The organism is Clostridium sp. FP2 (genome assembly GCF_011065955.2).
Taxonomy (GTDB): Bacteria; Bacillota; Clostridia; order Clostridiales; family Clostridiaceae; genus Clostridium_AD; species Clostridium_AD tagluense.
Window position 1 is genome coordinate 2,223,601 of the sequence record NZ_JAAMNI020000001.1, and the last position, 22,498, is coordinate 2,246,098.

General features: G+C 32.2%; 23 protein-coding genes. 18 read left to right on the forward strand and 5 right to left on the reverse strand.

What is annotated here, in order from left to right:
• Window positions 1-84: 84 nt before the first annotated feature.
• The 4 genes from G9F71_RS10675 to G9F71_RS10690 all read left to right on the forward strand — a co-directional run bounded on the left by G9F71_RS10675 (window position 85) and on the right by G9F71_RS10690 (window position 1,345).
• Window positions 85-318 (forward strand): hypothetical protein, encoded by a 234-nt coding sequence (locus G9F71_RS10675; protein ID WP_164948311.1) that lies wholly within the window; start codon window positions 85-87, stop codon window positions 316-318.
• 82 nt (window positions 319-400) lie between these two features.
• The gene (locus G9F71_RS10680; RefSeq protein ID WP_164948310.1) at window positions 401-907 is read left to right on the forward strand and encodes a DUF3990 domain-containing protein; all 507 of its coding nucleotides are present in this window, start codon (window positions 401-403) and stop codon (window positions 905-907) included.
• The gene (locus G9F71_RS10685; protein WP_125003538.1) at window positions 894-1,130 is read left to right on the forward strand and encodes a hypothetical protein; all 237 of its coding nucleotides are present in this window, start codon (window positions 894-896) and stop codon (window positions 1,128-1,130) included. The genes G9F71_RS10680 and G9F71_RS10685 overlap by 14 nt, the downstream gene beginning before the upstream one ends.
• Before the next feature lie 11 nt (window positions 1,131-1,141).
• Window positions 1,142-1,345, forward strand: coding sequence for a DUF3791 domain-containing protein (locus tag G9F71_RS10690; RefSeq protein ID WP_125003536.1), 204 nt, complete (start codon window positions 1,142-1,144; stop codon window positions 1,343-1,345).
• A 101-nt stretch (window positions 1,346-1,446) separates the two neighbouring features.
• Here the strand turns inward: G9F71_RS10690 and G9F71_RS10695 are convergent, their stop codons facing one another.
• The 3 genes from G9F71_RS10695 to G9F71_RS10705 all read right to left on the reverse strand — a co-directional run bounded on the left by G9F71_RS10695 (window position 1,447) and on the right by G9F71_RS10705 (window position 3,263).
• Window positions 1,447-1,875 carry an Rrf2 family transcriptional regulator gene (locus G9F71_RS10695; protein WP_164948309.1) on the reverse strand — a complete coding sequence of 143 codons (429 nt, stop codon included), beginning with the start codon at window positions 1,873-1,875 and terminating at the stop codon, window positions 1,447-1,449.
• A gap of 104 nt (window positions 1,876-1,979) precedes the next feature.
• Window positions 1,980-2,606: a DsbA family protein gene (locus G9F71_RS10700; RefSeq protein WP_164948308.1), complete on the reverse strand. Its 627-nt coding sequence runs from the start codon at window positions 2,604-2,606 to the stop codon at window positions 1,980-1,982.
• Window positions 2,607-2,627: 21 nt separating this feature from the next.
• Complete coding sequence (locus G9F71_RS10705; RefSeq protein WP_164948307.1) at window positions 2,628-3,263, reverse strand: NAD(P)-dependent oxidoreductase; 636 nt, start codon at window positions 3,261-3,263, stop codon at window positions 2,628-2,630.
• Between the two features lie 445 nt (window positions 3,264-3,708).
• Here G9F71_RS10705 and G9F71_RS10710 point away from each other — a divergent pair, with 445 nt between their 5' ends.
• From G9F71_RS10710 to pyk, 14 genes are all read left to right on the forward strand, one after another.
• A complete protein-coding gene (locus G9F71_RS10710; RefSeq protein WP_164948306.1) occupies window positions 3,709-4,281 on the forward strand; it encodes a TetR/AcrR family transcriptional regulator C-terminal domain-containing protein in 573 nt (190 codons plus the stop codon).
• Window positions 4,282-4,421: 140 nt separating this feature from the next.
• Complete coding sequence (locus G9F71_RS10715; RefSeq protein ID WP_164948305.1) at window positions 4,422-5,402, forward strand: DUF5692 family protein; 981 nt, start codon at window positions 4,422-4,424, stop codon at window positions 5,400-5,402.
• 120 nt (window positions 5,403-5,522) lie between these two features.
• Entirely contained in the window at window positions 5,523-7,292 is a 1,770-nt protein-coding gene (locus G9F71_RS10720; protein WP_164948304.1) for an oleate hydratase, read from the forward strand.
• Between the two features lie 181 nt (window positions 7,293-7,473).
• Window positions 7,474-8,145 (forward strand): hydrogenase nickel incorporation protein HypB, encoded by a 672-nt coding sequence (gene hypB, locus G9F71_RS10725; protein ID WP_164946253.1) that lies wholly within the window; start codon window positions 7,474-7,476, stop codon window positions 8,143-8,145.
• A 46-nt stretch (window positions 8,146-8,191) separates the two neighbouring features.
• Entirely contained in the window at window positions 8,192-10,861 is a 2,670-nt protein-coding gene (locus G9F71_RS10730; protein WP_164948303.1) for an FAD-dependent oxidoreductase, read from the forward strand.
• Between the two features lie 95 nt (window positions 10,862-10,956).
• The gene (locus tag G9F71_RS10735; protein WP_125002162.1) at window positions 10,957-11,298 is read left to right on the forward strand and encodes a hydrogenase maturation nickel metallochaperone HypA; all 342 of its coding nucleotides are present in this window, start codon (window positions 10,957-10,959) and stop codon (window positions 11,296-11,298) included.
• 108 nt (window positions 11,299-11,406) lie between these two features.
• Window positions 11,407-11,727: a hypothetical protein gene (locus tag G9F71_RS10740; protein ID WP_164948302.1), complete on the forward strand. Its 321-nt coding sequence runs from the start codon at window positions 11,407-11,409 to the stop codon at window positions 11,725-11,727.
• Between the two features lie 189 nt (window positions 11,728-11,916).
• A complete protein-coding gene (locus G9F71_RS10745; RefSeq protein ID WP_258881098.1) occupies window positions 11,917-12,102 on the forward strand; it encodes an alpha/beta-type small acid-soluble spore protein in 186 nt (61 codons plus the stop codon).
• Between the two features lie 176 nt (window positions 12,103-12,278).
• Window positions 12,279-12,926, forward strand: a complete 648-nt coding sequence (locus tag G9F71_RS10750) for a hypothetical protein (protein ID WP_164948301.1) — start codon at window positions 12,279-12,281, stop codon at window positions 12,924-12,926.
• Window positions 12,927-13,134: 208 nt separating this feature from the next.
• Window positions 13,135-14,253 carry a hypothetical protein gene (locus G9F71_RS10755; RefSeq protein WP_164948300.1) on the forward strand — a complete coding sequence of 373 codons (1,119 nt, stop codon included), beginning with the start codon at window positions 13,135-13,137 and terminating at the stop codon, window positions 14,251-14,253.
• A gap of 117 nt (window positions 14,254-14,370) precedes the next feature.
• Entirely contained in the window at window positions 14,371-14,808 is a 438-nt protein-coding gene (locus tag G9F71_RS10760) for an HI0074 family nucleotidyltransferase substrate-binding subunit (protein ID WP_164948449.1), read from the forward strand.
• A 1-nt stretch (window position 14,809) separates the two neighbouring features.
• A complete protein-coding gene (locus G9F71_RS10765; protein WP_164948299.1) occupies window positions 14,810-15,100 on the forward strand; it encodes a nucleotidyltransferase family protein in 291 nt (96 codons plus the stop codon).
• 306 nt (window positions 15,101-15,406) lie between these two features.
• Window positions 15,407-17,431 (forward strand): urocanate hydratase, encoded by a 2,025-nt coding sequence (locus tag G9F71_RS10770; protein ID WP_164948298.1) that lies wholly within the window; start codon window positions 15,407-15,409, stop codon window positions 17,429-17,431.
• Between the two features lie 242 nt (window positions 17,432-17,673).
• Complete coding sequence (pyk, locus tag G9F71_RS10775) at window positions 17,674-19,107, forward strand: pyruvate kinase (protein WP_164948297.1); 1,434 nt, start codon at window positions 17,674-17,676, stop codon at window positions 19,105-19,107.
• 135 nt (window positions 19,108-19,242) lie between these two features.
• Here the strand turns inward: pyk and G9F71_RS10780 are convergent, their stop codons facing one another.
• Both G9F71_RS10780 and G9F71_RS10785 read right to left on the reverse strand, forming a co-directional pair.
• The gene (locus G9F71_RS10780) at window positions 19,243-21,309 is read right to left on the reverse strand and encodes a methyl-accepting chemotaxis protein (RefSeq protein WP_164948296.1); all 2,067 of its coding nucleotides are present in this window, start codon (window positions 21,307-21,309) and stop codon (window positions 19,243-19,245) included.
• Window positions 21,310-21,341: 32 nt separating this feature from the next.
• Window positions 21,342-22,298 (reverse strand): SGNH/GDSL hydrolase family protein, encoded by a 957-nt coding sequence (locus G9F71_RS10785; RefSeq protein ID WP_164948295.1) that lies wholly within the window; start codon window positions 22,296-22,298, stop codon window positions 21,342-21,344.
• Window positions 22,299-22,498: the final 200 nt, after the last annotated feature.

A 22,498-nucleotide genomic window follows, 5' to 3' on the forward strand; every position in this document is an offset into this window, starting at 1 on the left:
AACTAATTAATTTCAGAGGAAATCGTTGCTTAAGGAAGAGTTTTTTTTACTGGATGTGTTATAATATTATAAGTCAGGCGACCCATGGTAAGGTATTATGAAATAATGGAGAGTGTTGTATACGAAGAACAAAAGAGAAATGCGGAAATGATTGAGACTTATACGAAAGAGTTAGAAGGTCTGACAAAAGGAAACTTAAGCATTAAAAAAATAGGCAATAATGAATATTATTATTTGAAATATCGAAATGATAAAAAGATTATAACCGATTATATAGGCAAAGACAAAGAAAAGATAACAAAAATGAAGAACAAGTAAAAAGGAGAAAGCATTATAAAAATATGCTATCTGCACTTATGAAAGAGAAGAAAATAATCTCAAAGATATTGGAGGGATTACAGTGAATATCTATCACGGCAGTGATGCTGTTGTGGAAAGACCAGAAATTTTACAAAGTAATCGTCTGCTTGATTTTGGCATAGGCTTTTATACTACAAGCAATAAAGAACAAGCGAATCGCTGGGCGGAAAAAGTCAGTTTAAGAAACAATACAGGTAAAAAATTTTTATCAGTATATAACCTTGATATAGAAAAAGCAAGAAAGCAACTTAATATAATAGAATTTATATCTGCTGATGAAAAATGGCTGGATTTTATCACTGTAAATCGCAGAGGAATAGAAATTCTAAAAGAATATGATGTTGTAATCGGCCCTGTTGCTGACGATAATGTATATTTGACTGTAAAACTTTTTGAAACTGGTGTATTGGATAAAGAAGAAGCCTTAAAACGATTGAAAGTAGAGAAACTTTTTAATCAGATACTATTTCATACGGAGAAATCATTGGGATTTTGCGTATTTGACCATTATGAAGATTTAGGAGGGAAAAGTAATGGAGAAAAGTAAATTTGACGTTGTGTTTCCCATCATATGTTCTGCTCTTGTAGAAAAAATTATGGCTGAATTAAATTTATCAGATAAGGATGGTGTTATAAATCTTTATTCTTCTCATCTGTATGAAACCTTGGAGCAAGAAGAAACAAAGGTTTGGCAGTACAGCACGGAAAAATTATTTGAACTTTTCTTAGAAGAAAGAAATAGCGGAAATATAACATTTCCGCAGGTGTGAGGTGATAAGTCATGGATAGAACTATTGATTTCACAGTATTTTGTCTTGAAAGCTATAAGCAGGCCCATTATATGACCGGTAAAGCTGCACTCAAAGTTTTTAATGACTACAATGTGTTCGGCTATATCAAATCATTTTATGATGTGCTTCACTCCACAGGACAGGACTATATTGTGGAAGATATTGATATATATATTAGCTCAAGAAGAAATTGATGCTATAATTACAGCGACCCAGGAGATGATTTAACACTATTATAAAGTTCTAAAAAATCTCAACTTTAAAAATTTATTTTAAAGTTGAGATTTTTATTTTTTTATTGAATTTTTTTGTTAATGTCGCCAACAACATCAAGCATAGTAACCTTTCTTAGAGCGTCTTCCATTGCTTCTTGTGCACTAAGCAAAGTGACCTCGATAACAGATTGAATGTTTGCACCTATTGGACAATCAGGATTTGGATTTGGATGAATTTGAAACAAACCACCATCTTCAACTACGTCTACCGCTTTGTATACTTCTAATAAACTTATATCTTCAATATGTTTAGTGAGATAGGAACCGCCAGTTCCGCGTTTCATATCAACAAGACCTGCATTCTTAAGCATTCCAAGTATTCTTCTAATTACCACTGCATTGGTATTCACACTTCCTGCAATCATATCTGAAGTGGGCAATGGATTTGCATAAATGGATAGAATAGATAGTATATGGACTGCTACCGGGAATCGACTACTTATTTTCATGACCAAAACCCCTTTTTATCTATTTATTGCTTATGAATCCTAATTTAAAATTATTTCAACTTTCTATTAGGAGTTATGCACAAACAATACTATCACATAGACGCTTATCCTTCCAATAGAATTTTATCAAGTCCCTTAAAATTGCTATAGCCTTGTGCTATTATTGTTTGTTTATTATCTTTTTCAAGAATAATCGTTGGAAAACTCTGTACTCCTAATTTTTCTCCTTTTTTAAAGTATTCAAAAGTTTCTTCCATCAATTCCTCTGAAAGAAATTTTTTCTCAAAGTCTTCTTTAGAAACACCAAAACTTTCGGCAATTTTGCTATAGATAGAAATATCATTCATGTCTTCTCCGTTTACAAAGAAAGCCTCCTGTATTTTTTTTACAAAATCAAAGGACATGTCTTTATTTAATTTTTGAAAGAGAACCACTGCTTTTGCACCTGGCAAGCTATCAAGAATTCTATCACTGCTATCTAATACATTTTTATTGAAGCCTTCACCAAAGTGTATACCAGTTAAGGCCTCTACTCTAACATTGCTAGTTTTTATAAATTCACCTAGACGAGTGTCCATGGTTTTAACTTCATCACCTATCCACATACCTCCAGGTATGATTTCAAAGTCATATTTATCTTTATGATTTTTATGGATTCTAGTAATAACATCGCTAAAACCATAGCACCATCCACACATTGTATCCATAACATAATATATTTTATTTTTCATATTTTTATACCTCCTAAAATATTAGTATCCAATAGTAAATCTTTGGCGAGAAAATTTTGGATTTGAAGCTTCGTCAAGAAGAGCTTGTGCATAGTCTTGAAAAGAAATTTTGCTTGCGCCTTTATCATCTACAATTAAATCATCTTTACCAAGCTTATATTTTCCAGTTCTGCTCCCAGATTCAAAGAGGGCTGCAGGACTTAAAACTGTCCAGTCCAGTTCATTTTCATTTTTATAAAGTTCTAAGGCACTAGTATGTGCTGAGCTAATTGGTTTCCAATCAGCAGGAAAGTTCTCTGAATCACCTAATTTAAGGCCAGGAGCCACATATAGACTTCCTGCTCCACCGATAGCGATAAGACGAGGTACCAAAGCTTTTTTTGTTGCATTTATTAAATTTTTTGTAACAGAAAGTAAACTATCTTCTGCTCCAAACTTTGGACCAAAAGCACTAATAACAAGATCATTTCCTTTTATTGCATTTACTAAGCTTGTTTCATCAAATGCATCTGCCTGAATTATTTTTAAATTATCCTGTTCATTTACATATTTAGCTTGATTATGAACAATGGCTGTAACCTCATAATTTCTTGTTAGGGCCTCTTCCAAAATCACCTTACCTACATTTCCATTTGCACCTATAATTGCTATTTTCATATTTATCATCCTCCAATTTTAATTTTAATCATTAAGTTATATTTATTAATGTAACTGACTTGATTACGACTGCCGTTGTACTTATTATAGTTACAACAAGAAATTTTGTCAACTGTTTTTTTTATTTTTTTAAAAACACCAGAGTAGGCTAGTGAGAGTGTTCCTTCGTCACCATTTAATGCCTCCGAGATCCAGAAAATTAACAGGTACAGTAAAATTGCTTTTGGATCAATTCAAAAATAGGTTTATGAAAAATACAAGGAAAAGTCATTTTGGTAGTATAGGAAAACGTGTTTGCAAAATATTAAACTGGAAAATGAGTAAAAAATAGTTAATTAATTATTTAATTAATATAGATTTGATGTTATAATCCTTTATAGGTAACCTTTTCCATTATTCAAATTGAAAAAAGATAAAACCTACTTTTGTATTAGAGGAGAAGACTATGAAAAAGAATGCTAAAACTGCAATAATTAACTCATTTAAACAATTATTAACCAGAAAATCTATAGATAAAATTACAGTAAAGGAAATTTGTGAACATTGCAATGTAAACAGGCAAACTTTTTATAATCACTTTACTGATATCATGGATGTTTTTAAATTTATATTTTTTGAGGAATTATCAACAGATATTGCTCAAAATAGAACCTTTGAAACCTGGGGAGGCGGTTTCCTGGCTACAATGAATTATCTGAAGAAAAACTCGAAAATGATTCTACATGTATATAACTCTTCTTATTGGTATGAGTTTAATACTTACTTTACAAATCTTTCTACCAGATTATTGGATGATGTGGTAGATGAGTGTGTTGAAAAAACCCCAGTAAAATTAAAGGATAAAGATCATGTTTTCATCGTTAATTTTTATAGACATGTGTTTAATGGACTGATTATAGACTGGGTAAGTGAAGGCATGGAAGAAGAACCCGAAATTCTCCTTAAAAAGCTATTGACCATGATAACCGGAAGTATTCCTCGTTCTGTTCTTGCATTTGAAGAAGAAATAAAAGAATAATTATTTTAGATAAATGAAAGTGTATAAAATAGACACTTTCATTTTTTTGTCTATTGAAATAGATTTGACAAAAATTATACAATAGATATATAAAATACTAGATATATAAAACACTAGATATTTATATTAGGGGGGATAATATGTTTAATTTCAACTATGCCAACGGGGCATCAGCATTAAGTGTATGGGGTGTTTGGATAATTGTTTTCGTAGCGCTCTTTGCCTTTAATGAAGTAGCTCGCAGATTTAAATATGTTGGCTTGTTCAGTTTTGTTGTTTTACCAATAGTACTTTCAATATTATGGTTTACGGTATTAAGTGACACAACTTATACAGACTGGTTCCATTTAGCAAAGGTGTATTCGTCTACAGCTGGATGTATAGGGTTTTGGTGCATCAGGCACTTTAAGGGGAAAAATAAATTAACAGGTAAAGAGTGGAGATTATCTGATAAAAAATGGATATTATGTTTTCCACCTCTTATTCTTGCAATTAACATTATGGAGGCAGTAATACGTGATTTCCAAGTTGGCATTCAGTATGCTGGTGGGGGGACTCTAGCAGATGAAGCCATGTATGTACTTGGTGGTAACTGGAATTTTATGAATGGTATAGCGGGTATTCTAAACATCATTGCTATAACCGGGTGGTTTGGAATTTGCATAAAGAAACAGACTTCAAAAGATGGTAGCAAGGATATGTTGTGGCCTGATATGCTATGGTTTTGGATTATAGCCTATGATTTATGGAATTTTGCTTATACTTATAATTGTCTTCCGGGACATGCTTGGTATTGCGGTCTTGCTTTGTTACTAGCGCCAACCCTCTGTGCATTTACAGTGGGAAAAGGAGCATGGTTACAGCATCGTGCACAAACACTGGCTATATGGTGTATGTTTGCACAGACATTCCCAGCCTTTATTGATAAGGGTGCTTTTGTCGTGTCGTCATCTTACAATAAAGGGGCACTATTTGCATTTAGCTTCATAGCACTAGCTGTAAATATAGCAGTATTTGTTTACATGATTTACAAAGTAGTTAAGACAAAGAGAAATCCTTATCTTGGTGAACTTTATACAGATTTGAAAGAATTTAAAGAAATCAAAACGCTTGCAGAGTAAATATAAGCACAAGCATTTTACTCATAATTAGACAAAATGCATTTATTGTCTATTGTGATGTCCCAAAATTTTTTTTATAATCAAGTTATTAAGAATATTAGTTTATAGGAGGTATTTGATATGTATTATAGCAATGGAAATTATGAAGCATTTGCACGTCCTTTAAAACCAGTTGATGTAGACAAAAAATCTGCTTACCTAGTTGGAGCTGGACTCGGGTCATTGGCAACTGCATGTTTTTTAGTACGTGATGGTCAAATGAAAGGTGATAATATTCATATTCTTGAAGAACTTAGTATCGCTGGCGGAGCTTGCGATGGTATTAATGATAGTCAAAAGGGATTTATTATTCGTGGTGGTCGTGAAATGGAAAACCACTTTGAATGCTTGTGGGATTTGTTCCGTTCTATTCCTTCTATTGAGACGGAAGATGTTTCTGTTTTAGATGAATTTTATTGGCTAAATAAAAAAGATCCAAATTATTCTTTGCAGAGAGTAACGATGAATAAAGGTGAGGATGCCCATACCGATGGAAAGTTTGGATTAAGTGAGAAAGCTTCTATGGAACTTGTTAAACTATTTATGAGTCGTGATGAAGATTTATATGATAAGAAGATTTCTGATGTGTTCTCAGAGGAACTTATTAATTCTAACTTCTGGCTTTATTGGAGAACCATGTTTGCTTTCAGAGATTGGCACAGTGCATTGGAAATGAAGCTTTACCTTCAGAGATTTATTCATCACATTGGTGGCCTTCCAGATTTATCTGCTTTGAAATTTACCAAGTACAATCAATATGAGTCATTAATTCTACCAATGGTAAAATATCTTGAAGCTCATGGCGTTAAGTTCCAATATGATACGGTGGTAACAAATGTTATTTTTGATATTAAAAATGGCAAAAAGCTTGCTAAGGAAATTGTTTATAAACATAAGGACAAGGAAGAAATTATAGAACTTACTAAAAATGATTTAGTATTTGTTACTAATGGAAGTTGCACAGAAAATTCTACCCTAGGTGATCAAAACCACGCACCAGAGTTTGATAAATCTATAGGTGGTTGTTGGCAGCTTTGGAGAAATATTGCGAAACAAGACCCAGCTTTCGGTCATCCCGATAAATTCTGTACTAGTACAGAAGAAACATTCTGGGAATCTTCTACAATTACCACACTTGATGACAGAATTCCTCCATATATTGAGAAAATTTGCAAACGTGACCCATTTAGCGGAAAGGTTGTTTCAGGTGGTATCATTACTGCAAAAGACTCAAATTGGCTTATGAGCTATACTGTAAATAGACAACCTCACTTTAAAGCTCAACCAAAAGATCAGTTAGTAGTTTGGGTATATGGTTTATTCTCCGAGATTCCAGGAAATTATATAAAGAAACCAATGAGAGAATGTACAGGCGTGGAAATTACCCAGGAATGGCTTTATCATATGGGTGTGCCTGAATCTGAGATTCATGATATGGCTACAAAATCTGCAATCTCTATCCCTTGCATGATGCCTTATGTTACTGCATTCTTTATGCCAAGAGCAAAAGGTGACAGACCTAAGGTTGTGCCTGAGGGCTGCGTAAACTTTGCTTTCATTGGTCAGTTTGCTGACACACCTCGTGACACAGTATTTACAACCGAGTATTCAGTTAGAACAGCTATGGAGGCAGTTTATACATTGCTAGACATAGATCGTGGTATTCCGGAGGTATTTGATTCATGCTATGATGTACGTCGACTCTTAGATTCTACAGTAAAAATGATGGATGGAAAAAAAATTACTGAAATGAACCTCCCATTTATGGAAAAATTTATGAACGAAAAAACAATGAAGATGGTTTCTGGAACAGTTATTGGAGATTTGTTGAAAAGGTATAAAATGATCTAAACCAATATAAATACAGAGGTAAGTTATCTCAGTCGGCTAATTTATTTTTAGTCGGCTGTTATGATTTACTTTTATATGTCTATTGAAAAATATTTAGAAGAAGTTGTACAATAAATACTTATCTTGACCAGAGTTATAAGCACTTGAGAAAAAAATTAATATAAAATGGAGGGGTACTGATTTGGATATATATAAAATTCTTGAAATCAAACAAAGTGTGTTTGAAGATAATGACAAGCAGGCGGATTTGCTTAGGGAACAATTGAAAAAAGACAAGACCTTTTTATTGAATTTAATGTCATCACCAGGCTCGGGTAAAACAACAACTATTTTAAGAACTATTGAAGCTTTAAAAGATGAAATGAGAATTGGCATTTTAGAAGCCGACATTGATTCAGATGTTGATGCTAATACTGTTTCTAAGACTGGTACAAAAGTAATCCAATTGCACACAGGTGGCATGTGTCATCTAGATGCAGATATGACTAAGCAAGGGTTAATAGGCCTTGGAACAGAAGACGTTGACTTCGCTATTTTAGAAAATGTAGGAAACTTGGTATGTCCAGCAGAATTTGACACTGGTGCATCAAAAAATGCCATGATTTTAAGTATACCAGAAGGCGATGATAAACCTCTAAAATATCCTTTAATGTTCTCCATTGTAGACGTTTTATTAATTAACAAGATGGATGCAATAGGTTATTTTGATTTTGATTTAGAAGCAGTGAAAGCACGTGTAAAAAAATTGAATCCGAATATTAAGGTTATCCCCATTTCTGCTAAAAAAGGTGAGGGAATGGATGAATGGACACAGTGGATACGTACAGAAGTAAAAAATTGGAATGAAAAGTAGCACCCATAATTATATGAAATAATGGATTAAATTGGGGGGGAATAATGTGGTAAAGAAAAAAGTACTTGAACTAGCCAATAAGATTGCTGCTGGGATTACTGGAGGGATAGTAAAAGTAAAACCAACAGACCCAGAATATAGAATTCTAGAGCCCGTTGTTACAGACGAAATGGCAGAGATAGCACTTAAGCTTGAGATTCGTAAACCAAAAAGTGTAAAGGAAATTGCGGGTCTTTGCGGTAAAGCTACTGATGAGGTAGAGAAAATACTATTTAAAATGGCAATTGATGGTGTTGTTAAAATAGATGAAGAAGAAGGAATTGATAAGTACTCCCTAGAGCTTTATGTTCCTGGTGTAATGGAATACATGGTTGCAAACAAAGGAAATGTTGCAAAATATCCAGTAATTGCTGAGTGTTTTGAAGAATATACAAGAAAATTAGGGGGATTAATGGCAGGAAATATTCCAGTAGGGCTTGGCGTAATGAGAGTTATCCCAATCGAAACTGCTATTGAGGGTGAGACAAGAAGAGCCTCTTATGAAGAAATCGCAAACCTTCTTAATAAGCATAAAGTTTTCTCTGTTGCGGATTGTTCATGTCGTACATCCATGAGAGTTATAGGTCAGGGTTGTGGGCATACTGTTGAAGAAATGTGTATTCAGCTTGGACCTGCTGCTGAGTACTATATTCGTACAGGAAGGGGCAGGAAAATTACGAGGGAAGAGGCTATTGTTATTTGCAAGCAAGCTGAAAAAGAGGGGTTGGTACATTCTATACCAAATTTATCAGGACCAGGAAATGCTCTTGCCATTTGTAATTGCTGTGGATGTTCTTGCTTCGGACTTCGAAATACAACCTTCTATAAAAATCCTGATTGGTCTAGGTCAAACTATGTAGCAGTAGTTGATAAAGATAAATGTGTTGCTTGTGGAGAGTGTGTAGAAAATTGCCAAGCAAGTGCAGCAACACTAGGACAAAATTTATGTACAAAGAAACCTGTTATAGAGCCTAAGGAAAAAGATACACCAAGGGATACAAAGTGGGGAAAAGATAAGTGGAATTTTAATTATCGTAATCGTAAATTTGTTGAGGATGGTGGAACAAGCCCCTGTAAATCTGAATGCCCAGCTCACATAGCAGTTCAAGGCTATATCAAGATGGCATCTCAAGGAAGGTATAGTGAAGCTCTAGAACTTATAAAGAAAGAAAATCCTTTCCCAGCAATCTGTGGACGTATTTGTCCAAGAAAATGTGAAGATGCTTGTACAAGAGCTGGTGTAGATGAAGCCCTTGCTGTTGATGAAATTAAAAAATTCATTGCAGACCAAGAACTAAAATCAGAGCATCGTTTTGTACCTGAAAAATGTGCACAAAGACCAGGGAAAATTGCTGTAATTGGTGCAGGCCCTGCAGGACTTTCTTGTGCTTATTTTCTAGCGGTTGAAGGATATAAGGTAACAGTGTTTGAAAAGCAAAACAAGCTTGGAGGTATGTTAACCCTAGGAATTCCTTCCTTCAGACTAGAAAAAGAAGTAGTAAATGCAGAAATAGACAGTTTGAAGGAATTAGGAGTAGAGTTTAAAGCAGGAGTTGAAGTTGGCAAGGATGTTACCCTATCTGAGCTTAGAGAAGATGGCTACAAAGCATTTTATGTAGCAATTGGTGCTCAAGCAGGTAGAAATCTAGGTCTTGAGGGTGAAAGTGCTTCCGGAGCAATAACAGGTGTAGATTTCTTACGCAAAGTAAGTCTTGGTGAAGATCTGAAAATGGAAGGTCCAGCAATTGTAATTGGTGGAGGAAATGTTGCTATTGACGTTGCCAGAACTGCAGAAAGAGTTGGTGCCACGCAAATAGATATGTATTGTTTAGAAAATAGACAAGAAATGCCTGCTCTTCCGGAAGAAATTGAAGAAGCGTTGTCAGAAGACATTGCTATCAACAACTCATGGGGTCCAACACGAATTCTTCATGAAGATGGCCATGTTGTGGGTGTAGAATTTAAAAAATGTATTTCTGTCTTCGATGAAAATAAAAGATTTAGTCCTAAATTCGATGAAAATACAACAAAGATTGTTAAAGCAAACAATGTATTGATTTCAGTTGGTCAAGGAATGGAGTGGGGCGGATTATTAGAGGATTCCAAAATAGAATTAAATCTAAATAAGACAATAAAAGCTGATCCAATCACTTTCCAAACAGGTGAGCCAGATGTATTTGCCGGCGGAGATGCATTAACAGGTCCTAAGTTTGCTATAGATGCTATTGCACTGGGAAAGCAAGGATCAATTTCAATCCATCGTTATGTTCATGGAGATAATTTAACTATATGTCGAGAGAGAGAATACCATGCTCTTGATAAAGAAAACTTAAACATGGATGGCTATGACCGCTTGCCAAGGCAAAGAGCACTTCACGTGGATGGAAGCAAGTCAAAAGAAACTTTTAAAGATTTGCGTGTTACATTTACACAGGAACAAATAAAGAAGGAAACGGAGCGTTGCCTTGGATGCGGGGCTACGGTTATAGATGAATACCAATGTGTAGGCTGTGGAGTTTGTACTACAAAATGTAAATTTGACGCAATTTCACTGGTAAGAAAATATGATAGTGCTGGTGTAGATTTTAAGGATATGAGACCTGCAGTTATAAAACATGTTATCAAGCGTCAAGGAAAAATTGCAATGAAAAATGTGAAAAAAATATTCTCAAAATAAAGACATAGCATAGAATAATTAATGTATTATAGGGTAAAAGACGGGAGAGCAAGCGTTCTTCCGTTCTTACTCTTTGACAAGGGAGGTGAGTTTATTTGCATGAAATTGGAGTTTTGATGGAAGTGGTTAAAACTGTTGAAAATTTCGCACAAAAAAATGGAGTAACAAAAATCCAGACATTGGTTCTTCAAATTGGTGAGCTATCATCAATGATCCCTAGATATATTGAAGCCTGTTATCCAGCTGCAATAGATGGTACCATGTTGCAAGAAACGGAATTGAAAATTGAGATATTACCGGGCAATGGTATTTGCAAAGAGTGCAATAAGGTTTTTAATCTCATTGAGAATAATAATGTATGTCCAAAGTGCACAAGTAAGCACTGGGAGATATTAAGTGGAAAAGAGTTTATGATTAAGGAAATCATTGCTTGTTAAAATGAAAACCCTTGAATTTAGGGGTTTTTATTGTTTTTTGGACAGTTTGGAGTGAGCATCGGTACTAAATCTCTGCTTTAATACATATAAGTAGTGAGGTGGTTATATATGAAGAGAACTATCGTGTGCAAGCAGTGCGATAACAATAAAGTAACCTTTGAAAAAATTCAGCAGCAATTATATATCAAGTGCTCAAAATGTGGGAATACAATAATGCAAACAGTACATCTGGAATCTTGGGATAAAAATGTAGCTAATACATATAAACTTAGAATCAGTATTGAAGATGACAGCTTAATGGAGGCAGATTTAATTGAAATACAAGGTAATAAGATAGCGTTTCAAACTTTAAGTAAAGAAGAAACAAAAATTAGATTAATGTATGTAAAGGAATACGAATACATAAGGCAACTTGGAGAAGACGAGTAAGGATGTAAATTGTTTGCTATTTAAAGAATAAGATATAGGCATATGAAACCTAAATATTTTTAACATAATTTATCATTTATATGTTATTTTAATAATATAGACTTAAATTACTATGGGTATTCTTTATAATAATGCACAAAATAATAACGCAAATGAAAATCATTATTAAATAAAGAGGAGGTAATTTATATGGCAAACAGAACATTAGTACCACAAGCTAGAGAAGGACTAAACAAGTTTAAAATGGAAGCTGCTAGTCAAGTTGGAGTTACTTTAAAAGATGGATACAATGGAGAATTAACTTCTAGGCAAGCAGGTTCAATTGGTGGACAAATGGTTAAGAAAATGGTAGAAACTTACGAAAATAATTTATAATTAAAAGGGAGCAATTAGCTCCCTTTTTCCATTTTATAAAAATAGCAACTATAAATCTCTAAAGTATTTTATAAAATTTAAAAAAATATATGTTATGTTAAACAAACAAAGAGGGCAAAATATGATAAACTAATAAGACTAACAAAACTGATAAGGAAAAAGAGAGGTGTATAAAAATGGAATTTATCAATGGTATATTTAATAAAAAAACTCAAAATGTAATAAATGATTATAAAAATAAACTTCCAGAAGATATACAATACATTGATTCATATATTGAGGTAATCAAACTAGCATTAGTGAAAAATAATATAACTAGTGTTGAATTATTTTATTCATTTGATGGCAGAGAATTATTCGATAAGATCAAGAATGAAAATTCATCCAAGAATATTTTAGTTTTATACAAAGGAAAAATTGACAATCTAATTGCAAAAAATGGATATATCAATATATATCACTCAAAACGGGGTAATTACTCTTTAGTTGTTTTTCAACATCAATTTATATATGAAGAATTATTTGGAGTTGAATTATGGAATGATGGAAGTTCAACACCTCAGAAAATACATACATTTAACTGTTACATAGCAGAAAAAATTAATTATTTTGCAGCTATGAATTGTAAAGTTATGGGCATAGGTATAGGAAATATCAACAAGAAACAGTATGAAAATTTGATGGAAGATTATCACAAGACAGTTAAACCTCCAAAAAATAAAACAACCAAAGGTAAAGTAGCCATATATACAGGCATTGCATCTACAATTGGGGCTGGATTGCTTATAGGTTTAAAAATATGGTCGAAAAAAGATAAAAGATAATACCGGGAATTATGTATTTAATAAAAAAATCACGCTTATCTTAGCGTGATTTTTTTACATGAAAATTAAGCTATTTTATTAAAATCTTCCTATTTTCATATAAGTGGGGTTGGATTAAGTGCTCGATTAGTCGTTGTTTAAAATGCAAAGCTTGGTTATAATATAATATAAGAGAATTATAATATCGATTAAATCATGGAGGAATTATATGAAAAAAGTAGATTTAATAAACATAGCAAATAAATATTCAAAAAATCAAGAATATAATTTTACTGGATATTTGATGTATAAGGACAAACAAATTGCTGAAATAAAAGACACAGAGTTCATAAAGTCTTTGGATGACAATTTATTACCAGTAATAATGATAAATAAGAATGCAGGGTCATTAGAAGCATGGCTACAAACTAGAGTTATAGACACTCATAGGACAAACTCAAGGCAAGTAAGGCGTAGATTAAGTGTTAGATCAGAGGTTCCTAAGGAAATAGTTATTAAAGCTAGAGCTATAAGTATTACGGATAGCTATTGGTTAAAATGGATGGATGAAGATATAACTTATAATGATGTGAGAAGTAGGTTATCTGATGGACTAAATACTATTGCTTTATACGGTAATGCTACAGAAATAAATTTTAAGGATGTAGATATAAGTCCTGAATTAACTAACATAGGAAGTTTTGAGAAGTGTTGGAAACTCATTGAGGGATGTTGGTATATGATAAAAAAGGGTACTTATAAGGAGAATTTTGCGGAAGTATTAATAGCAAATATTGCTATATATTTAGGATTCAATGCTGTTAAATATGAAGCTATAGAAGATGGAGCATTAGTTAAGAGTAAAGACTTTACTAATAATTGCGAAGTGGACTTCGAGCCAATGTTCAGCTTTGTTCGCGAGTATTGGGAAATAGATGATTCTATAAGTATTATAAAAGAACTTGGTTATATAGAAGATTTTTTGAATATTACTTTTATGGATGCATTATGCTATAACATAGATAGACATACATTTAATTTTGGAATATTAAGAAAAGATGGAGAACCAATAGGACTTGCACCAAATTTTGATAATAATTTAGGATTATCTGGAGTTCTTAATAATAGTGGCTTAGAAAATACATGGTATTCAACATCATTTACAAGAAATAATTATAAACCAATATTAGAGGAGCATAATTATGATATACCTAAGATTGATTTAGAAGTGATAAAGGAAATTATAAATGATACACTAAAAGGTTTTCCGTCGCTAAAGTTGGAATCTGGATTCAGTGAAACTGTATTTAAAATAATAAAAAATAATTATGAAGAACTTTTGAAGTAAGAAAAATACTTTGATTAATTAATGATAAAAAGGCTATCAAGATGTAATAATTTTTTAGCTTCAAATGGAATTATATATGGTAAAATAATATATATAATTTAGAAAGGGTGATTGAATATTATGGGAATATTAGATAAATACGATGAATCAATAAAATTAACATATAATTACACATATAGAATGCTAGTTCATCTAAAGAATATTATAGATAATTTTAATAGTATAAAAGATCCAGATGATATAACAACGGAAGTATATAGAGATTCTATTATTAAAAAATACGAAACATTAGAAGATTTAACTTGGAAGTTGCTATCAAAGATATTTAAGGCTTCAGGTTTGGAAATAAACAATCCAAGAGGGTGTTATAAGCAAGCATTCAAAGAAGGGTTAATCAATGATATAGAAATTTGGAATGACATTTTACTATCAAGAAACTCTACAGCGCATATCTATGATGAGCAAGATTATGAAGAAATTAAAAATAAGATAATAAGTGATTATACGGGTGTCATAGAAGATTTATTAAGTAATTTATCAAAAGTGGTAATGTGATATGTATGGAATAGATAAAAAAGTATATAAAAGCTTGATTTATTATTTCCAAAATAACATTAACATAGAAAAAGTCATAATATTTGGATCAAGAGCAAAAGCAGCAGAAAATATAAATTCAGATATAGATCTATGTATTGGCTTTATAGGGAAGAGTAAAGGAACTATTGTAGAAGAAATTAATGATGTAATAGGAGTATACTCTTGTGATATTGTTTTTTTAGACTCATTAAATGAGAATATTGAAAAACAGATAGCTAGAGATGGAATTGAAATTTATTGTAAAAAATAAAGTAGCTTAAAAGAAATCTCTATATACAACAATACTGCATTTGAGGGGAACCCAGTGCAGTATTGTTTTCAATTAATTCACTATTTAAAAGGAGTGGGATGAAGATTTTACAATTAATTTCAAATAAATAAAAAAAGTAATATTTGGATATATGCAGAATAATATGTATTGAGGTGATTAATATGAATAAGATACAGTCAATCATTACGTGTATTGTTTTGTAGCTAATTTTTTTTTGTTATTTTGTTTGGATGGTTCTGCAATAAACAGAGTAAATAAAACTATAAATTGAAGGGTGGATGTTTTATGTTAGATAATTTTGAAATTTCAGAAGCTATGACAGTAAAGTTAGATGACTACCTACCAGAGATGCCTACATTCGCAAAAGGAATAAGAAGGGCTCCGAGTAGAGGATTCCATTTAACAGAGGCTCAGACAGAAATTGCACTTAAGAATGCACTTCGTTATATTCCTGAAAAGTATCATGAACAACTTATACCTGAATTTTTAGAAGAATTGACAAAACTAGGGAGAATATATGGGTACAGATTTCGCCCAGAAGAAAGAATTTATGGTAAACCAATAGATGAGTATAAAGGGAAATGTATAGAGGGCAAGGCTTTTCAGGTAATGATAGAAAATAATCTGGATTTTGAAGTAGCATTATATCCATATGAACTTGTTACATACGGAGAGACAGGAAGTGTATTTCAAAATTGGATGCAGTATCAATTGATAAAAAAATACCTTGAAGTAATGACGCAGGATCAGACACTTGTATTGGAATCTGGACATCCACTTGGACTTTTTAAATCCAGGCCTGAATCACCAAGGTTAATAATAACTAATGCACTTATGGTAGGCATGTTTGATAATCAGAAGGATTGGGAAATAGCCGAAGAGATGGGTGTTGCAAATTATGGGCAAATGACAGCAGGGGGCCTAATGTATATTGGACCTCAAGGAATTGTACATGGAACATATAACACCCTTTTGAATGCAGGAAGATTAAAATTAGGTATTCCAAATGATGGAGATTTAAGAGGGCATTTATTTATAAGTTCAGGACTTGGGGGAATGAGTGGTGCTCAAGCAAAAGCAGTTGAGATAGCAAACGGTGTGGGAATAATAGCTGAAGTTGATAAATCAAGAATAGACACAAGAATTGAGCAAGGGTGGGTTAAGAAGTATTCAGAAGATTTGGATGAAGTGTTTAAAATTGCAAATGAGCACATAGCAAGGAAAGAGCCTATGTCCATAGGATATTGTGGTAATATAATAGATTTGCTTGAATATGCAGCTCAAAATAACATTAAAGTTGATTTATTAACTGATCAGACTTCATGCCATGCTCCATATGATGGAGGATACTGTCCACATGGTATAACTTTTGAGGAAAGAACAAGATTGCTTGCACGAGATAGAAAAACATTTAATCAATTAGTGGATAAAAGCTTAAGAAGACACTTTGAATTAATAAAAACACTTGTTGATAGAGGAACCTATTTTTTTGATTATGGGAACTCTTTCATGAAAGCTGTATATGATGCAGGAGTAAAAGAAATATCCAAGAATAAAAGAGATGATAAGGATGGATTTATCTTCCCATCTTATGTAGAAGATATAATGGGACCACAGTTATTTGACTATGGTTATGGACCTTTTAGGTGGGTTTGCTTAAGTGGAAAGAATGAAGATTTAATAAAAACTGATTATGCTGCAATGGAATGTATAGATCCAAACAGAAGGTATCAGGACAGGGATAACTATAATTGGATAAAGGATGCAGAGAAAAATAATCTTGTAGTAGGAACTCAGGCAAGGATATTATATCAGGATGCTACAGGAAGAATCACAATTGCATTAAGATTTAATGATATGGTTAGAAAAGGAGAAATAGGACCTGTTATGATGGGACGGGATCATCATGATGTGAGTGGTACAGATTCTCCATTGAGAGAGACATCTAATATTAAAGATGGAAGTAATGTTATGGCAGATATGTCTATTCAATGTTTTGCTGGTAATGCGGCAAGAGGAATGAGTTTTGTTGCACTTCATAATGGTGGTGGAGTGGGAATAGGAAAAGCAGTAAATGGCGGATTTGGATTAGTACTTGATGGAAGTTATAAAGCAGATGAGATAATTAAATCTGCACTATCCTGGGATGTTATGAGTGGAATTGCGAGACGTTCATGGGCAAGAAATGAACACTCAATTGAAACTGCTGCGGAATTTAACAAAACGCATAATGGAACTGACCATATAACCATTCCATACATTGTAAAAGAAGGATTGATTAAAGATTCAATAATAAAAATGTTTGAATAAGGCATATTAAAATATAATTTTTTTATTTGATTTACTCCATTCCTTATAATTGAAACTTATGATATATTTAGTTCATAAATAAATTATGATTTATAAACACTTCTAGAATAATACAAATTAATTTATTTTGGACTCCATATTAATTAGTAGCAGTTTTTATGTTTACCTTTAAATTTATCACTACAAACCCATGTAAACCAGCACTTTGCTGATTATACACCAATGAAAGGGGCTAATAAACAATGAGAATGACTAAAATAGTATGTACCTTAGGACCAGCGGTAGATGATGAGAATTTATTAGAACAATTAATACTGGGCGGGATGGATGTAGCAAGGTTAAATTTTTCTCATGGTACTCAGGAAGAACATAAGGCAAGAGTGGATAGGGTAAAAAAGGTTAGAGAAAAATTAAACATCCCACTTCCATTATTGCTTGATACAAAAGGGCCTGAAATTAGATTAGGTAAATTTGAAAATGGTGAAGTAATATTACAAGAGAACAATGAATTTGTACTTGTAAATGAAAATATTTTAGGGACAGAAGATAGGGCAACTATTTCACATAAGAAATTATATAAGGATGTTAAGGTTGGCACAAGAATATTAATAAATGATGGACTTGTAGCAATAGAAGTACAAGAGGTGGTGGGTAAGGACATCCATTGCAAAATATTAAATGGTGGAGTCATAAGTAATAACAAAGGAGTAAATATTCCTGAAATAGACACCCATTTACATTCAATAACGGAGAAAGACATCGAAGATATAAAATTTGCTATAGAAAATGAATTTGATTTTATAGCTTGCTCTTTTGTAAGAAAGGCTTCGAATGTAACCGAAGTGAGAGAAATATTAAAGAGATATGGTGGACAGGATATAATGATAATTTCAAAGATTCAAAATAGAGAAAGCGTAAGTAATTTTGATGAAATATTAGAGGTTTCAGATGGTATCATGGTAGCAAGAGGAGATTTAGGTGTAGAATTACCTACAGAGGAAGTTCCAATTGTTCAAAAAATGATAATCAAAAAATGCTATGAAAGTGGTAAATCAGTAATAACAGCAACTCAAATGTTAGATTCAATGATTAAAAATCCAAGACCTACTAGAGCCGAAGCTAGTGATGTAGCAAATGCTGTTTATGATGGAACTAGCGCAATTATGCTTTCAGGTGAAAGTGCTATTGGTAATTATCCTATTCAGAGTGTGAAAACTATGGTTAGAATCGCTGAAATGGCAGAAAAATCTATTGATTATGGCAGTAAATTAACTGCAATGCAATTTAACATGGTGGAAGATATTACAAATGCTATATGCTATGCAACTTGTGCAATTGCACTGCAGTTAAAGGCAACTGCAATACTTTCTCCAACTCAATCTGGACAAACTGCTAGAATGATTTCTAGATTTAGAGTAAATTGTCCCATAATAGCAACTACATCAAAGCCAAAGGTTCTACGACAATTATGTATTTCTTGGGGAGTAATTCCATTACTAGTTAGGGAAGCTTTAAACGTTGAAGAAATGTTTGAATTTGGAGTTCAACAAGCTTTGGCCATTAAATTAGTTGAAGAAGGAGATATTATTGTAATAACAGCTGGAGGGCCAGTTGGTATATCTGGAACAACTAATCTGTTAAAAGTCCAAACAGTAGGTAATCCTCTTGTAATATAATATTTTATTTCTTACGAAAGCTGTATTTCATTAATACAGCTTTCGTAAATTTTTAATTATTTTTGTGCTACTATTTAGTATTACACCTGATATGGGTGAAAGACTGCTTAAACTGCAATAAATTTAAAATATAGATTATATTTTAAATCTATTCACTTCTTGTTCTAATCTATCAGTACTTTCTTTTGATTTTAAAACTTCCGCCATAACATCTGTTGATTTATAATTTGCTGTAGTAACTCTATCTGCTATATTTGTAGTTCCACAAGCACCATCGTTAGCTGCTTGGGCCACGTTATTTATAGCGCCTAAAACTTCTTGAACTGAAGCTAAAAGTTCCTCAGAAGTAGCACTAAAATCTGTTACTAGTTCATCTACAAACTTAGCATCCTCGTTATATTTTTCTGAAACATCTAACATCACCTGATAATCATTAGCAACATCTGTAGATACAAAAGTTAATAAATTATTAGAATTAGTAGAAAGATTATTTACTGAAGATATAACGTTTGTTGTTACAGCTTGTATTTTTAGCACCGTATCTTTTGATTGTTCTGCAAGCTTTCTTATTTCATCAGCAACAACTGAGAATCCTCTTCCAGATTCACCAGCTCTTGCAGCTTCGATAGCAGCATTTAATGCAAGTAAATTAGTTTTTTCGCTTATCTGCATGATAGATTCAGATAAGATATTGATTTCACCAACTACCTTTGAATCTTCTATTGCTTGCTCAAGTTGCATTTGTGTATGAAGAAGAATGCTCGCAGCTCTCTTTTGAGCAATATTGGCATTTTCTTTAATGGAAGTTGCTCTTTTACTAATTTCATTAGCTGCAATAGCACCTTTTTCTGACCTTTGCGCTATAGAATGAATACTTATTTCCATTTCTTGTGAAGTTGCTGACATTTGTTCAGATGCTGCTGAGGTTTCTTCCATACTTGCAGCTAATTCTTCTGTGGTTGCAGATATTTCTTGTAAGTCACTATCTAATATCTGTACATTGTCTACAATACTATTCACTTTCTGTTCCATAGCGGAGGATTCTGTTTTAATGCTATTCACTAAATTTACTAATGAATTTTTCATATTATTAATACCATTGGTAATTGAGCCTATTTCATCTTTTCTTGACAATAATTCAGAGTCAAGCTCTTGGGAAAAATCACCCTTTGCGAGTATTCCTAAATATTGAGAAGATTTTATTATCGGATTGGTAATTCGCTTTGTGCTAATATTAATTAAAATAAATGTTAAAATTAGCATAAATATTGAAATAACCAAGACTATAATAGATATTCTTTTAGCGCTTGCTATTAATTCATTTTCTGACATAAAAGATGCTAAAATCCAGTCAGTATTATTTATTTTATATGTATTACCAATATATTTAATGTCACTAATAGTCACATTAAAAGAATTTAAATCTTTTGACAATACTTTTTCTACTCCTGGTATATTCACATCTTTTATATTTTTAAAATTATTAGTAGCATTATTTCCATCTGCCATAATCATTCCTGTATTATGTATAAGCATATAAAAACCTGTTTTCCCTATTTTCATTTTACTTAACATGTTACTAATTACCGATTGTTCAACATCAATTCCTATTGTACCTAATACCTTTCCGTTAGAATCAGTTAATGAACGTACATTACTTATAACCATTGAACCAGTATCAGCTTTATAAGGGGCTGTTCTTATTATATTTCCATTTCCTTTTAAACCCTTCTGATACCAATCCCTAGAAGTTGGATCGTATTTTTTTGATATAGTAGTTTCTGGCCAATTTACATAACCACCATCTTTAGTAGCCAAATAAACAAACATTGTACCAGGATGTGATTTTGCATATTGTTCAAATACATTATAAATTCCGCGTTCTATTGTTCCGTTTTTAGAGGGTGTCATTTTAGTAGGTTTTGTAGTATTAATATAATTTGTAATATTACTCTTGTTTGCCTTACCTATTAAGGGATGAGTGGCTATCATATTTATATTTTTATCTATTTGATCATAAAAAATTTGGATAGAATGCTCAGCCAATTTCATCTGTTCCTTAGAATTATTAAGATAATCTTTTCTAGCTTGAGTATTAACTTGATAGCTAATTATAATACCAACAGTTGCAAGTGCCAATATTATAATAAGTATGGTAATAACTAAAATTTGAGTTTGAATACTTTTAAATTTCTTAATCATAATAACTATCTCCTAACCTGAATTATATCCTTCTATTTAAACATTCTCACCTTATCATACATTTTTTCTCCAAATATCTTATGGACAACAGCTGTAAAATGCCATTCATCCCAAAAATAAAATTGCTCTGCATTATCATGTGCTGGTTTGATTTTTGGATAAGTACTTTGACACGCCTTATTTAGTTCAACTAACCCATATTGGCTTGGATTTTTCATTATAGTTTCACTGATTTTAGGTAAGTCAAACATCATGATTTTGATATTTGAGTTTTTTTGTAATTCTTTTATGGTTTCAGGAAGTTTTTTATTCATATGGTTTACAAAAACTTCAGCAGATTTTGTTCTATTATTAGTAATTTCATAAGGTACAAGTGATAAATCACTGCTATTTACTACAAGGAACTTTTTAGCTCCAAGCTTTTCTAATCTTTTAACTGCGGTATTTATATTAGCAACAGCTTTATCTGCCACGTTTTCAACTGTACCGGGTAAAGAATAATCCATGAATAAAAAATAATCATTGGCAGAAGCAAAAATAAAATACAATGCATCAGGATCAGCCTTACCTGATTTTAAATTTTTTTCGAATTTTTCAATTTGTCCGAGTACCCCTGTATTTCCCAAGTAATCCATCCACTTAGAATAGTTTTTTTCTCCAGTAGTTGCACCACCTGTAGCATAGTCAATTAATGGTACACCTAACTTTTCGGCTAACACTTCAACAGATGTAGGGCCATTTGAATATCTACCTTTCCAATATAATTTATCGGAAGGTTTTAAATATGCATCACTAGGTTTATTAGTGCTTGCCATGATTTGTGCAGAAACTTTTTTAGCTTGTCCATTGTCTGAATAACTATCTCCAAATGCAAATACCTGAGTAAATTTTTCACTAACTTTTTCTTTACTTAATAGATAAATAATTCCACTAAAAATAAAAATACATATTACTAAAACTGTAAATATAAATTTGGATTTTTTTTTCATTACTCTTCACTTCCTTTATTAAATAATTGTTAATCTCCCATAAGTCATATAACAAAATATTTTATCATTTATAAAATATATATACTTAAAGTGTCACCTCCTAAATTTTATAAATTTTGAGACTGAATTAGGTTATAACACACACACATTATGTCACTTTTAGGCGTATTTTGCAATACTTTTCTAAATTACCATATAAA

What these genes read in the sequence shown, in the direction of transcription:
- G9F71_RS10750 (WP_164948301.1), top strand. Translation starts at nt 12,279, where the DNA reads ATGGAATTTATCAATGGTATATTTAATAAAAAAACTCAAAATGTAATA.
- G9F71_RS10780 (WP_164948296.1), bottom strand. Translation starts at nt 21,309, where the DNA reads ATGATTAAGAAATTTAAAAGTATTCAAACTCAAATTTTAGTTATTACC.
- G9F71_RS10685 (WP_125003538.1), top strand. Translation starts at nt 894, where the DNA reads ATGGAGAAAAGTAAATTTGACGTTGTGTTTCCCATCATATGTTCTGCT.
- G9F71_RS10675 (WP_164948311.1), top strand. Translation starts at nt 85, where the DNA reads ATGGTAAGGTATTATGAAATAATGGAGAGTGTTGTATACGAAGAACAA.
- G9F71_RS10770 (WP_164948298.1), top strand. Translation starts at nt 15,407, where the DNA reads ATGTTAGATAATTTTGAAATTTCAGAAGCTATGACAGTAAAGTTAGAT.
- G9F71_RS10755 (WP_164948300.1), top strand. Translation starts at nt 13,135, where the DNA reads ATGAAAAAAGTAGATTTAATAAACATAGCAAATAAATATTCAAAAAAT.
- G9F71_RS10695 (WP_164948309.1), bottom strand. Translation starts at nt 1,875, where the DNA reads ATGAAAATAAGTAGTCGATTCCCGGTAGCAGTCCATATACTATCTATT.
- G9F71_RS10740 (WP_164948302.1), top strand. Translation starts at nt 11,407, where the DNA reads ATGAAGAGAACTATCGTGTGCAAGCAGTGCGATAACAATAAAGTAACC.
- G9F71_RS10715 (WP_164948305.1), top strand. Translation starts at nt 4,422, where the DNA reads ATGTTTAATTTCAACTATGCCAACGGGGCATCAGCATTAAGTGTATGG.
- G9F71_RS10705 (WP_164948307.1), bottom strand. Translation starts at nt 3,263, where the DNA reads ATGAAAATAGCAATTATAGGTGCAAATGGAAATGTAGGTAAGGTGATT.
- G9F71_RS10710 (WP_164948306.1), top strand. Translation starts at nt 3,709, where the DNA reads ATGAAAAAGAATGCTAAAACTGCAATAATTAACTCATTTAAACAATTA.
- G9F71_RS10700 (WP_164948308.1), bottom strand. Translation starts at nt 2,606, where the DNA reads ATGAAAAATAAAATATATTATGTTATGGATACAATGTGTGGATGGTGC.
- G9F71_RS10765 (WP_164948299.1), top strand. Translation starts at nt 14,810, where the DNA reads ATGTATGGAATAGATAAAAAAGTATATAAAAGCTTGATTTATTATTTC.
- G9F71_RS10720 (WP_164948304.1), top strand. Translation starts at nt 5,523, where the DNA reads ATGTATTATAGCAATGGAAATTATGAAGCATTTGCACGTCCTTTAAAA.
- G9F71_RS10745 (WP_258881098.1), top strand. Translation starts at nt 11,917, where the DNA reads ATGGCAAACAGAACATTAGTACCACAAGCTAGAGAAGGACTAAACAAG.
- pyk (WP_164948297.1), top strand. Translation starts at nt 17,674, where the DNA reads ATGAGAATGACTAAAATAGTATGTACCTTAGGACCAGCGGTAGATGAT.
- G9F71_RS10785 (WP_164948295.1), bottom strand. Translation starts at nt 22,298, where the DNA reads ATGAAAAAAAAATCCAAATTTATATTTACAGTTTTAGTAATATGTATT.
- G9F71_RS10690 (WP_125003536.1), top strand. Translation starts at nt 1,142, where the DNA reads ATGGATAGAACTATTGATTTCACAGTATTTTGTCTTGAAAGCTATAAG.